Source organism: Aestuariibius violaceus, from assembly GCF_040779325.2.
GTDB lineage: Bacteria > Pseudomonadota > Alphaproteobacteria > Rhodobacterales > Rhodobacteraceae > Aestuariibius > Aestuariibius violaceus.
Window position 1 is genome coordinate 1 of the sequence record NZ_JBFONT020000010.1, and the last position, 12,978, is coordinate 12,978.

Annotated in this window: 11 protein-coding genes; all 11 read left to right on the plus strand. The window is 64.8% G+C overall.

The annotated features are described in order from the left end of the window. The first annotated feature begins 673 nt into the window (after positions 1-673). The 11 genes from AADZ90_RS19385 to AADZ90_RS19435 are packed head-to-tail and all read left to right on the plus strand — an operon-like array spanning position 674 to position 12,809. Positions 674-1,720, plus strand: coding sequence for a C4-dicarboxylate TRAP transporter substrate-binding protein (locus AADZ90_RS19385; protein WP_367310955.1), 1,047 nt, complete (start codon positions 674-676; stop codon positions 1,718-1,720). 5 nt (positions 1,721-1,725) lie between these two features. Next, on the plus strand, positions 1,726-2,238 hold the full coding sequence (locus AADZ90_RS19390; protein ID WP_411997106.1) for a TRAP transporter small permease: 513 nt from the start codon (positions 1,726-1,728) through the stop codon (positions 2,236-2,238). Further along, positions 2,238-3,578: a TRAP transporter large permease gene (locus AADZ90_RS19395; protein WP_367310957.1), complete on the plus strand. Its 1,341-nt coding sequence runs from the start codon at positions 2,238-2,240 to the stop codon at positions 3,576-3,578. Before AADZ90_RS19390 ends, AADZ90_RS19395 begins: the two co-directional genes overlap by 1 nt. Next, a complete protein-coding gene (locus AADZ90_RS19400; RefSeq protein WP_367310958.1) occupies positions 3,575-4,351 on the plus strand; it encodes an IclR family transcriptional regulator in 777 nt (258 codons plus the stop codon). The genes AADZ90_RS19395 and AADZ90_RS19400 overlap by 4 nt, the downstream gene beginning before the upstream one ends. Positions 4,352-4,360: 9 nt before the next feature. After that, entirely contained in the window at positions 4,361-6,442 is a 2,082-nt protein-coding gene (locus AADZ90_RS19405; protein WP_367310959.1) for a 3-hydroxyacyl-CoA dehydrogenase NAD-binding domain-containing protein, read from the plus strand. Then, positions 6,439-7,614, plus strand: a complete 1,176-nt coding sequence (locus AADZ90_RS19410) for an acetyl-CoA C-acyltransferase (RefSeq protein WP_367310960.1) — start codon at positions 6,439-6,441, stop codon at positions 7,612-7,614. The genes AADZ90_RS19405 and AADZ90_RS19410 overlap by 4 nt, the downstream gene beginning before the upstream one ends. Positions 7,615-7,627: 13 nt before the next feature. Beyond that, positions 7,628-8,824 carry an acyl-CoA dehydrogenase family protein gene (locus tag AADZ90_RS19415; protein ID WP_367310961.1) on the plus strand — a complete coding sequence of 399 codons (1,197 nt, stop codon included), beginning with the start codon at positions 7,628-7,630 and terminating at the stop codon, positions 8,822-8,824. Further along, positions 8,821-9,924, plus strand: a complete 1,104-nt coding sequence (locus tag AADZ90_RS19420; protein ID WP_367310962.1) for an acyl-CoA dehydrogenase family protein — start codon at positions 8,821-8,823, stop codon at positions 9,922-9,924. Before AADZ90_RS19415 ends, AADZ90_RS19420 begins: the two co-directional genes overlap by 4 nt. Continuing rightward, entirely contained in the window at positions 9,908-10,321 is a 414-nt protein-coding gene (locus AADZ90_RS19425; protein WP_367310963.1) for a PaaI family thioesterase, read from the plus strand. The genes AADZ90_RS19420 and AADZ90_RS19425 overlap by 17 nt, the downstream gene beginning before the upstream one ends. Continuing rightward, the gene (locus AADZ90_RS19430; protein ID WP_367310964.1) at positions 10,318-11,313 is read left to right on the plus strand and encodes an NAD(P)H-dependent flavin oxidoreductase; all 996 of its coding nucleotides are present in this window, start codon (positions 10,318-10,320) and stop codon (positions 11,311-11,313) included. The genes AADZ90_RS19425 and AADZ90_RS19430 overlap by 4 nt, the downstream gene beginning before the upstream one ends. A 2-nt stretch (positions 11,314-11,315) precedes the next feature. Next, positions 11,316-12,809, plus strand: a complete 1,494-nt coding sequence (locus AADZ90_RS19435) for a class I adenylate-forming enzyme family protein (RefSeq protein ID WP_367310965.1) — start codon at positions 11,316-11,318, stop codon at positions 12,807-12,809. Positions 12,810-12,978: the final 169 nt, after the last annotated feature.

Below are 12,978 nucleotides of genomic sequence, written 5' to 3' on the forward strand. Positions count from 1 at the left end.
GATAGCAAGACCAACGATGTGATGGTGTACCCGTCAGCCGCAAGGATCAGGACACTCCGCCGAATGCCCCGGCCGCTGTTGCCCGCAAAGCAGTTAGGAACCTGATCTGCGGATCCCATCAGGGCCAACGGTCAAGACCGCGCGAACAAGCCGGACACAAGACCGCGTCTGAAAAGATACACGCAATCCCATTTCACTCTTGCTACGCCGGCGACATCAACAAAAGACATCCGCTTGTGGATATCAAAAAGAAGTAAATCTCGTCACCTGGTCATTGCTTAGATCAAAGTGCTGCATGAGGTAAAGGCAGGTTAAACCGCCTGGGGTGAAACGCATGGATGCCGATTTCGTACAAAGCATGCTGCCGGTAGCAGATCTGAAAACAAAGCTATCTTGACCTGGTTGGCGAAGCCGAGGCCAGACGACGGTTCATCCGGACCGACGTGTCGCCGATTCCCTTGTTGACTGAACCTCTTATCAGAGTTGATGCAGCGTCACTGCCAAGGATTGTTTTGGTCAGACAGGGATGCAGCGGTCGTGATCTGTGGATGTTGGCCTTGGGCTGAGCGAGAGCTTGCTGAATTTCTGAGCGCTTTGCGAACCGCCGCGAATCCGCTACATTCTTCCATATAACGGAAGTTAATTCCGCATAGTGAAAATGGGAGGAAAAGAGATGGGATGGTTCAAGCCAGTTTGTACGGCTGCAGTGTTGGCAGGGTTCGGGGTCGCCGTCTCTGCGGAGACAGTGCTTATCCATGGTGAAGCCGGGCCCAACCGGGGCGCCAGGGCGGCCGCGTTGCAATGGTTCGCCGATCAGGTGGGCGAACGCTCGGGCGGGGATATGAGCATCGAAATCCAATGGGGGGGCGCGCTGTTCAAAGCCAATGCGGCGATGCAATCAGTGCGCGATGGAGTGGCCGATCTGGGCACGGTGATTGCCGTCTACTACCCGCAGGAACTGGTCAGCTACGGCATCTCGGACCTGCCGCTTGAAAATCCGGATGCTTGGATCGGCATGCGCGCGACCGACGAGCTGATGCGCACTTCCGACGTGGTTCAGAGCGATCTGGCCGATAAGGGGCTGGTCTATATCGGCACCTTCACCACCTCGGCCGTCAATATCGGCTGCAAGGGGGCCGCGATCCGCACCGCCGACGATGTCGATGGCCTGAAGGTGCGCGGCGTGGGGGCCTATGGCAAGGTCTTTGGCGAGCTTGGCGCGACCATGGTCAACATGTCGATTTATGACGCCTATCAGGGCCTCGACACCGGGTTGATCGATTGCTCGCAAGGCTACAGCTACGCCGTCTCGGCGTTGAAACAGGCCGAGGTGATGGACAGCTACACCCTACTTGACTGGGGCCAGGTCGGCGGTGTTGGCATCTTCATGAATGCCATCAGTTATGACAGCCTAAGCGCGGATCAGCAGATGCTGATCCAAGAGGTCGGGTCGGATATGGCCGATGAGTTCGGGCGGCTGATCATCGCGGCCAACGAACAGGCGATCGAGGACATGAAGGCGCAAGGCGTCGAGGTGATCGAACTGGACGCGGCAGAGCGCGCGAAGCTGGTTGAACGGGGTCAGCCCTTTGTCGGTGCCTGGGTCGAGACCGCCGACAGCGTCGGCCTGCCGGGTGAGGCGCTTCTGGGTGAGTACCGTGCGTTGATCGCGAAATACACCGAGATGCGTGATACCGAGGGCTATCCTTGGGCTGAGTGAGCCGGATGCTGGGCAAGCTTGAAAACATACTGCTCAGCCTTGGCGCCGTCGCGGTGATGGCGCTGGGGCTGATGATCGCGGTCAATGTCGCTGCACGGGCGGTCTTGGATGTATCGCTGCCCGACACGGTGATCCTGGTGCGCGAGCTGATGGTGGCAGCGATCCTCTTTCCGCTGGCGGCGGCTACAGCAGCCCGGGCGCATGTGGCGGTGGAGTTCATTACCAACCGTTTCAATGCCCGCCTCAGGTCGTGGCTGATCGTCCTCGGCTCCTTGATGGGCCTCTTCGCGCTTTCTCCACTGCTTTATGCGGGCACTCGGGAACTGATCAGCAACTGGTCGTCCGGCGGATTCTTCTACGGCGATCTGAACCTGCCAAGATGGCCGGGCCGTCTGTTCTTTGTGATAGGCATCTTCGCCTGTTGCCTGCGCTTGGCCGAATTGGCCGTTCGCGATACCCGAACCATCCTGCGTGGCGGCATCGTCGACGACACCCACCAGATGACCGAGGCCGAGTGATGGACCCCGCAATCGTCGGCATGGTCGCGTTCTCGGCGGTTCTGGTGCTGCTGGCCCTGCGCGTCCCGATCGCCTTCGCGCTGGCGGGCGTGGCGGTGGTGTCGGCCTTCATCATATTCGCCTTTCGCACCGGCACCTTCATGCCCGAGCGTGCATTTCGCGCGACGACTTCGATGGTCTTCTCGAACTCGTTCGATCTGATCCATTCCTACGATCTCAGCATGATCCCGCTTTTTGTGGCTCTGGGCCATATCGCCTATCGGGCACAGATCACCACGAAAATCTACGACGCCGCCAAGGTCTGGCTGACGCGGCTGCCGGGCGGGGTCGCCATGGCCTCGGTCATGGGATGCGGCGGGTTTTCGGCGATCACCGGATCGTCCATCGCCTGCGCCTCAACCATGGGGCGGATCTGCGTGCCCGAGATGCTGCGCATGGGCTACGACCCGCGCCTGGCCACATCAAGCGTGGCGGCAGGTGGCACGCTGGGCTCGCTCATCCCGCCCTCGGTTTTGTTCATCATCTACGGCATCTTCACCGAAACCTCGATCAGTCGTCTCTTTCTGGCCGGCGTTCTGCCGGGGCTTCTGACGCTGGCGGGGTTCCTGCTGGTCATCGCGGTCTGGGTCTGGCGCAGCCCGGGCATTGCGCCCTTGGGCGATGAGGCGCCGACAGGGCGCGAGCGGATGAAAGCCGCCATCGCGGCCTGGCCCGCGCTGATGCTGTTCGTCGTGATCGTCGGAGGCATCTATGGCGGCATCTTCACCGCGACCGAGGCGGCGGCGGTCTGCGTGGTCGTCACCGCGATGATCGGCTTCGCGCAACGCACGCTTGATTGGGCGGGCCTCTGGGCCAGCCTGCGCGAGACCTGCGTGCAGACGGCGGCGATCTTCTTCATCGCCGCTGGCGCCAAGATCTTTGTGGCCTTCATCGCGCTGACCGGCGTGGCGCCCGCCATCGTCAACACGGTCACGGCCTACGAGCCGTCGGTCTTCCAACTGATGCTGGCGATTGCGGTGATCTACCTGCTTTTGGGCATGTTCCTCGACCCCATCGGCATCATGGTGCTGACACTGCCGCTGATGATCCCGCTGGTCGAAAGCTACGGGCTGAACCTGATCTGGTTTGGTGTCGTGGTGATCAAGCTGCTTGAGATCGGGCTGATCACGCCGCCTGTGGGCCTGAACGTCTTCGTCATCTCGAACGTGGTGGGCAACAAGGCCCCGATCGACAAGATCTTCGCAGGCATCGCGCGGTTCCTCAGCGTCGACGTGATCGTGCTGATCCTGATCATCGCCTTCCCCGCGATCTCGCTTTTGCTGCCGATGGGGATGCGATGAACGCGGCCCCGCAAGACAGACGGTTCGCCAATACGCTGGCCCGCGGCCTCAGCATTTTGCGGGCCTTCCGCGCCAGTGACGATGGGCTGACCCACAGCGAACTGGCCGCGCGGACCGGTTTGCCCAACAGCACCGTCTCGCGCCTGACCTACACGCTCAGCACGCTGGGGTTTCTCAGCCATGCCGGCCGCAAGGACCGGTATCGGCTGGGGCCTGCGGCCTTTGGTCTGGGCAATGTCGCGGCCGCCTCGGTGTCATTCGTTGAGGTGGGGCGCGGCATCTTGCAACAGCTGGCCGATGACACGGGCACGCTGGTTTCGCTGGCCGTGCGCGATGGCGATCGGGTGATGCTGGCCAAGACCTGGCGGCCGGTCGGCACGGCCTCGATCTGGCTGGAACCCGGGCATCGCATCCCCGTCTTCGGGTCGTCATCGGGCCGCGCGATCATCGCGGCGCTGGACGAGGCGGTTTTCCGCGCCAGCAACCCCGAGGATAGACTGGTCGCCTTTCGCGCCGGTGGCTACGATGATCTGATCGCGCAAGGCTTCACCATCGCGCCGGCCGAGACGCGGTTTTCGACCAGCGTCAACGCGGTGGCCGTGCCGTTTCACGCCGATGAATTCGGCGAACCGGTAGCGTTTTCCTGCGGGGCTTTGCCCCAGATGCTGAGCGAGGAGCGGATGCGCGAAACGGTGGGGCCGGCCTTGCAGAAGACGGTGCGCGCATTGGAACAGATGACAGGGCGCAGCCCGGCGCTGGCGCGGCGCGGATAGGAGGGACGCATGGATGCGGTGAAGTACGACCTGGATGGCGACGTGGCCGTGGTGACAATTCAGAACCCGCCGGTGAACGCCGCCTCGCATGCGGTGCGGGCGGGTCTGGTCGAGGCCGTTCAGCGCGCCGAGGTCGAGGCGAAGGCCGCCCTGATCATCGGCGACGGGCGCACCTTCATCGCAGGCGCCGATATCCGCGAGTTTGGCAAGCCGCCGAAAGATCCCTGGCTGCCCGAGGTCTGTAACCGGATCGAGGCCTGCAAGATCCCCGTGGTCGCTGCGCTGCACGGCACGGCGCTGGGCGGCGGGCTTGAAGTGGCACTGGCCGCGCATTACCGCGTGGCTGTTCCCGATGCCAAGCTGGGCCTGCCAGAGGTGACGCTGGGCATTCTGCCGGGCGCGGGCGGGACCCAGCGCCTGCCGCGTCTGACAGGCGCCGAGGCCGCATTAGAGATGATCACGACCGGCCGCCCCGTCAGCGCCGCCGAGGCGTTGGAGATTGGCATTCTGGACGCCGTGCAAGACGGGACACCGCGCCAGATCGGGCTGGATATGGCGCGCGAGGCCATCGCGAAGGGCCCACGCCCCACGGGCGATCTGCCCGCGCCTGAGGCCGTCGATTTCGATGCCTGGCACGCCAAGGCCCTGGCCCGCGGCAAGGGTCAGATCGCGCCCGCAACAGCTGTGCGCGCCGTGCAGGCCGCCAGCGAGCTGCCGTTCACCGACGGGCTGGCGCGCGAGCGGGAATTGTTTGGCGACCTGATGGCCTCGCCCCAGCGCGAGGGCCTGATCCATGCCTTCTTCGCCGAGCGGGCGGTGGCGAAGCTGCCCGAGCTTGAGGGCGTCGCGCCACGCGATCTGGCCGAGATCGGGGTGGTCGGCGGCGGCACGATGGGCGCGGGCATCGCGGCCGCCTGCCTTCTGGCGGGCCTGAAGGTGGTGCTGGTCGACCGCGATGCCGATGCGGCGGACAAGGCCAAAGCCCGCGTCGCGAGCATGCTGGACAGCGCCGCCAAGCGCGGCAAGCTTTTGCCCGAGCGCCGGTCCGAGATCGACAGCGGCGGGTTCCGCGCGGCGGACACCTATGATGCGCTTGATGCGTCCGATCTGGTGATCGAGGCGGTGTTCGAAGACATGGACGTCAAGCGCGAGGTCTTTGCGACGCTCGACAAGGTCTGCAAAGAGGGCGCGGTGCTGGCCACCAACACCTCCTACCTCGACATCAACGCCATCGCCGGGGCCACCGGCCGCCCCTCGGATGTGATCGGCCTGCATTTCTTCTCGCCCGCCCATATCATGAAGCTGCTCGAGGTGGTCGTGGCCGATGCCACCGCGCCCGATGTGGTGGTGACGGGCTTTGCGCTGGCCAAGAGGTTGCGCAAGATCGCGGTGCGCGCGGGCGTTTGCGATGGGTTTATCGGCAACCGCATTCTGGCGCATTACCGCATGGCGATCGACAACATGGTGCTGGACGGCGCCGACCCCTATCAGGTGGATGCTGCCCTTGAGGCCTTCGGCATGGCGATGGGCCCCTATGCGGTGTCGGACCTGGCGGGCCTCGACATCGGCTGGGCCACGCGCAAGCGCAAGGCCGCGACCCGCGATCCCCGCGAGCGTGTGCCCGGTTTCGCCGATACGCTCTGCGAGATGGGCCGGTTCGGGCAGAAGACGGGCCGGGGCTATTACCTCTACCCCGACGGCGCGCGAAGGGGGGAACCTGACCCGGAGGTGCAGCAGATCCTCGCGGACGAGCGTGCCCAACAGGGCCTCACCCCCCGCAGCTTCACCGACGATGAAATCCAGCGCCGCTTCATGGCCGCCATGGTGAACGAGGCCGCCCGCGTGGTGGGCGACGGCATCGCGCGGCGGCCCTTGGATGTGGATGTCACGATGCTGTCGGGTTACGGCTTTCCCCGCTGGCGGGGCGGGCCGATGAAATGGGCCGACATGACCGGGCTGGACCTTGTCCTGGCCGATCTGAAACGTTTTGCCAAGGACGACCCCTGGTTCTGGCAACCCGCGCCACTGCTGCAAAAACTGGTCGATGAAGGCCGCACATTCGAAGATCTGAACAAGGAGGCACAGCCATGAGGCAAGCCGTCATCGTCTCGGCCGCCCGCACGGGCCTGGCCAAATCGCATCGCGGGTCGCTGAACCGCACCCATGGCGCCACGATGGGCGGCCATGTCATTGCTGCGGCGGTGGAGCGCGCGGGCATCGACCCCGGCCTGATCGATGATTGCTATTTCGGCTGCGGCTATCCCGAAGGCGCCACGGGCCGCAATATCGCCCGCCAAAGCGCGGTGCGCGCCGGGCTGCCGGTGACAATCGGGGGCGCGACCGTCAACCGCTTCTGCGCCTCGGGGCTGCAGGCCGTTGCCATGGCAGGCCATGCGATTGTCATGGACGGGGCCGACGCGATGATCGCGGGCGGTGTGGAAAGCATCTCGCTGACCCAGCCGCCGCCGCGCGAGGTGCCCGAGCCCTGGATCATGGAGCATAAGCCCGACCTCTACCTGCCGATGATCGACACCGCCGATATCGTGGCCGAGCGCTATGGCATCACCCGCGAGGCGCAGGACGCCTACGGGCTGCGCAGCCAGGAGCGGATCGCCGCGGCGCAGGAGGCAGGCCTTTTCGCCGATGAGATCGTGGCGATGGACGTGACCATGGCCCGGAAGGACCGCGAGACGGGCGAGGTCAGCGAAGTTGCCGCCACGCTGGACCGCGACGAATGCAACCGCCCCGGCACGACGCTGGACGGCCTGGCCAAGCTTGAGCCCGTCAAAGGGCCGGACAAGTTCATCACCGCCGGCAATGCCAGCCAATTGGCCGACGGCGCCGCCGCCCTGGTGATGATGGAAGCGTCAGCCGCCGAAAAGGCGGGCCTGACACCCATGGGCGCCTTCCGGGGCTTTGCGGTGGCGGGGTGCGAGCCTGACGAGATGGGCATCGGCCCGGTCTTCGCGGTGCCGCGCCTGCTGGAACGCCAGGGCCTGACGGTCAGCGATATCGACCTTTGGGAGCTGAACGAGGCCTTTGCCAGCCAGGCGCTCTATTGCCGCGACCGTCTCGGCATCCCTGATGAGATCTGCAACGTCAATGGCGGCTCGATCGCCATCGGCCACCCGTTCGGCATGACCGGCGCGCGGATGGTCGGCCACCTTCTGCGCGAGGGCAAACGGCGCGGCGCCAAGCTGGGTGTCGTCACGATGTGTGTCGGCGGTGGCATGGGGGCGGCTGGCCTTTTCGAGATTTTCTGAAGGGAGCGCGACGATGGACCTCAGCTATACGCCGGAAGAAGAGGCGTTTCGCGCCGATGTGCGGGATTTCCTGTCAGAAAAGCTGCCCAAGGCGCTGTCCGACAAGGTGCGCGATGGCCGGGCGCTGACCAAGGACGAACACGAAGAGTGGCACGCGATCCTGAACGCGCGGGGCTGGCTGGCCGGGAACTGGCCCGAGGAATACGGCGGCACCGGTTGGGACGCGGTTCAGCGCCATATCTTTGAGGAGGAATGCGCTCTGGCCCATGCCTCGCGCATCGTGCCGTTCGGGCTGACCATGCTGGGCCCCGTCTTGCAGAAATTCGGCAATGACGCGCAAAAGGCCCATTGGCTGCCGCGCATCCTGAATGGCGACGATTGGTGGTGCCAGGGCTATTCGGAACCCGGCGCGGGGTCGGATCTGGCCTCGGTCAAGACCCGCGCTGTGCGTGATGGCGACCATTACATCGTCAACGGCCAGAAAACCTGGACCACCCTTGGCCAGCACGCCAACATGATCTTCTGCCTGGTGCGCACCGATCCGGATGCCAAGGCGCAGGAGGGGATCAGCTTTCTTCTGGTCGATATGGAAAGCCCCGGGGTTGAGGTGCGCCCCATTGTGCTGCTGGACGGCTCGGCCGAGGTGAACGAGGTCTGGTTCACGGATGTTCGCGTACCGGCTGAAAACCTGGTCGGCGAAGAGAACAAGGGCTGGACCTACGCCAAGTACCTTCTGACGCATGAGCGCACGAACATCGCGGGCGTGGGCTTTTCCACCGCCGCCCTGGCCGCCGTCAAACGCATCGCGCGGGCCGAGATGGCGGGCGGCCGACCCCTGATCGAAAATGCGTTTTTCGCCGCCCGGTTGGCGCGGGTCGAGATTGATCTGATGGCCATGGCCACGACCAACCTGCGCGTGATCTCGCAAGCGGCCAAGGGGCAGGCGCCGGGCGTGGAAAGCTCGATGCTGAAGGTCAAGGGCACGATCATCCGGCAGGAGATCAACGATCTTGCCCGCCGCGCGGCTGGCCCCTACGCGCTGCCCTTCGCCAGCGAAGCGTTGGACGGCGGTAATGACCCGATCGGCCCGGACTACGCCCGCCCGGTCGCGGCGCAATACTTCAACAACCGCAAGCTCTCGATCTATGGCGGCTCGAACGAGGTTCAGCGCCAGATCATCGCCAAGACCGCTCTGGGGGCGCTGAAATGAATTTTGAGCTGACCGAAGAACGCCAGATGCTGCAGGACATGCTGCGCCGCTATCTGCGCGAGAATTACGGGGCGGAGGCGCGCAACAAGATCATCGAGAGCGAGGCGGGCTTCAGCGCCGAGGTCTGGGCCGGTCTGGCCGAGCTTGGGGTGCTGGGTGCGCTTTTCACCGAGGATCAGGGCGGGTTCGGCGGCGCGGGCTTCGACATCGCGATTGTCTTCGAGGAGCTTGGCCGCGCGGGCGTGATGGAACCCGTGGCCGAGACCTGCGTGCTTGGCGGGCGGATCTTGGCCGCCGCAGGCCGGGCCGATCTGGTCGAACAGGTGATCGCGGGCGGGCTGCATCTGGCGCTGGCCCATGGGGAGCCCGCCAGCCGCTATGACCTGACGCAGGTCGCCACGACTGCCACGGCCAAGGGCGATGGCGTTATCCTGAATGGCCGCAAGGCGGTTGTGAGCAACGCTGAAGCGGCCGATCATCTGATCGTTTCGGCGCGTGAGGCAGATGGCCTCTCGCTGTTTCTGGTGCCGAAGGATGCGGGCGGGGTGAGCTTGCAAGGCTATCCCCAGATCGGCGGCGGGCGGGCGGCTGAGGTTACGCTGAACGATGTGAATGTGCCGGATGACGCGCGCCTGGGCGCGCCCGGCGAGGCGCTGGCATTGCTGGAACCCGCCGTTGCGGCAGGCACGGTTGCCATCTGTGCCGAGGCCTTAGGCGGCATGGAAACCGCCCTGCGGCTGACCACCGACTATCTCGGCATGCGCAAGCAATTCGGCAGGCCGATCGGCACGTTCCAGGCCTTGCAGCACCGTCTGGCCGATATGTTGATCGAGCTGGAGCAGGCGCGCTCAATCGTTATTCTGGCGGCAGGCCATCTTGAGGCGGCACCCGATAGGCGCGACCGCCATGTCAGCGCCGCCAAGCATCTGATCGGGCGGGTGGGGCGCATGATTGCCGAAGAAAGCATCCAGATGCATGGCGGCATCGCCATGACCCAGGAATATGAGCTGGCCCATATCGCAAAGCGGATCGTCATGGCCGATCACCGGCTGGGCGATACCGATCACCATCTGGAGCGGTTCATTGCCCTCGGCGCCTGAAAGCGGACTGATCCGGGACGAGACCGGCACCCAGCGCCTGCTGGGCTACGTGCTGGATGTGGGGCAGGGCGATGGCGCGGCGCGCTGCTGGCTCGACATCGCGCCCGCGCATCTGAACCGCCATGGCGTGTTGCATGGCGGGGTCGCGGCAGCGCTGCTGGATAATGCCAGCGGCGCGACGGCCAGCCTGAGCGTGGATGAGACGGGCCGCGCGCCGTTTCTGACCGTCTCGCTGTCGATCGCGTTCGTGGCCCCGGCCGAGGGCGGCCGGGTCATGGCCACCGGCCGGAAGACCGGCGGCGGGCGCGGGTTGGTCTTCGTCGAGGCGCGGCTTGAGCACGAGGATGGTCGCCTCATCGCCACCGCCAGCGGCGTTTTCAAGCGGGTCCGGCAATGACGTTCGACACAGCCCTGACCCGTCGGTTCGGCCTGCGCCTGCCGGTTGTCGCGGGCGGGCTGATGTGGCTGGGCGACGCCGATTATGCCGCCGCCGCGGCGCGGTCGGGCATCCTGGGTTTCATTACGGCGGCCAGCTTTCCCGATCCGGCGGATCTGAAAGCCGAGATCGCGAAAGCCCGGCGGCTCTGCGGGCAGGCACCCTTCGGCGTCAATGTCTCGATGCTGCCCAAGCTGGTACCGGGCGAAAAGACCGAGGAGGTGTTTCGCATCATCGCCGGCGAGGGGGTCGAGGTGATCGAAACCTCTGGCCGCAACCCCGAGGCCTATATGCCGCTTCTGCGTGACCTTGGCCTGACGGTGATCCACAAGGTGCCCTCGGTCCGCTTCGCGGTCACGGCCGAGCGCATCGGAGTGGATATGGTGGCCATCGTGGGCGCCGAATGCGGTGGCCATCCCGGCATGGACATGGTGGGCAGCTTGGTGAATGGGGCTCTGGCCGAGACGCGGCTGACGATCCCCTATCTGATCGGCGGCGGTGTCGGCCACGGCGCGCAACTGGTGGCTGCCTTGGCCATGGGCGCGGCGGGCGTGGTGATGGGCACGCGCCTTCTGGTGGCTGAGGAGTTGAACGCGCATCGCGGTTACAAAGACGCGCTGGTCGCGGCGACTGAGCGGGACACCACGCTGAGCATGCAGAGCGTGCGCAACACCATCCGCACGCTGGCCAATGAGACGACGCGGGTGGTGCAGCAGATGGAAGCTGAAGACCCGAATATCGGGATCGAAGCGCTGATGCCCCATGTCTCGGGCAAGATCGGGCGTCAGGCTTACCGAACCGGTGATGTCTCAAAAGGCCTTCTGTCGGCGGGGCAATCGCTGGGGCTGACCGACCGGGTTCAGCCGATGGTCGAGATCATCGCCCGGATCGAGGCTGAAGCCATGACAGCGCGGGACCGTATCGCGGCGGTGATGCCGCTGGAGGAGGTCTGAGAATGGAAACGATCTGCGGCTATCTGGACGATAGCATCGCCCGCTGGCCGGATGCGCCCGCCATCCGCGGTGCCGATGGTCGCAGATGGACCTATCGCGATCTTGGAGATGCTGCCCGGGCGGCAGAGGACATGTTGAAGGCGGAAGGTACCCAGCCGGGCGACCGCGTGATGATCGTTGCCGAAAACTGCGCAGAAGCGGTCGCCTTCCTGTTCGGGGCGACGCGTCTGGGAGCCTGGGCGGTGCCCGTCAATGCTCGCCAGACTCAAGGCGAGATCGACCGCATCATCGCCCATGCCGAACCCCGTGCCGTCATTCTGACCACTGGGGCGTCAAACGACGCCGCGACCCATGCCGATCGCCTGAACGCAAGGCGTGTCGAAGATACCTTTGGCCAAGTCGCCATCGCTGCAACTTTTGCCAGCGCACCCGAACCCGACCGCGCGGTTGCGGTCCTGCTTTATACCACCGGCACGACAGGCGATCCGAAGGGCGTCATGCTGACCCATGCCAACTTGCGGTTTGCCGGCCATGCCTCGGCCACGCTGCGGGGCATGTCTCATGACGACACGGTCTATGGCGTTCTGCCGATGACCCATGTATTTGGCCTGGCCTCGATGATCATCGCGGCGACCTATGCCGGCGCCACGATCCGGCTCGAGCCGCGCTTTTCGGCTGAGAAGCTTTATCGGGCCCTGATGGACGACGTCACGATTCTACCCGCTGTGCCGCAGATGCACGCGCTTTTGATGCAATACACCAGCGATCAGGAGCTTGAGCGGCTGACAGGCTCGGGCCTGCGTTACGTATCGTCCGGAGCCGCGCCGCTGGATCCGATCTGGAAGAAAAAGGCGGAAAGCTTTTACGGTATCGCCCTGCAAAACGGCTACGGGATGACCGAAAGCACTGCTGGCATCTGTGCGACACGCCATCAGAAAGGCGATCCGGATATCTCCGTCGGCCGCCCACTCGACGGGGTCGAGGTGTGCATCGACGAGGCAGCGCAAGGCGGCGGCGATGGCATAGGCGAGGTCCAGACCCGCGGACCCCATGTGATGTGCGGTTACTACAAGGCCCCGGGCGAGACGGAAAAGATCCTCGGCGAGGGCGGCTGGTTGCACACCGGCGATCTTGGCCGGATCGACGGTGAGGGGCGGTTGCATATCCTCGGCCGCTCGAAAGAGCTGATTATTCATGGCGGTTTCAATGTCTATCCGCCTGAGGTCGAGGCCGCGTTGAACGATCATCCCGCCGTCGTGCAATCAGCCGTGATCGGACAGGTCGCAGACGGGGACGAGCAGGTTCTGGCATTCGTTCAGGTCGGTGAAAGGGCCGGCGTTCATGAGGCCGAATTGAAAGCCTATGTCGCCGAAAGGCTGGCAGGCTACAAGAGACCGTCCAGAATAATCATTGCAAGATCGCTGCCCGCCGCACCAACCGGCAAGATCCTGAAGCATCGCTTGCTTGAATGCTTCAAGGCTGAGCTGGGAGTCTAAAACCCCCGCCAGGAACCGGATCGCAAAGTTCGTCGATCTTGTCGCGCCCTTCCCGTAGCACATGTCTCCGGATCCCGAGGCACGTAAGGAAGAGGTCGATCTGCTGCCCCATGCGTCCCGCACTTGGACATTCCGTCGGTGCCGGGGCTGATCGGTACTCTCCGGAGGG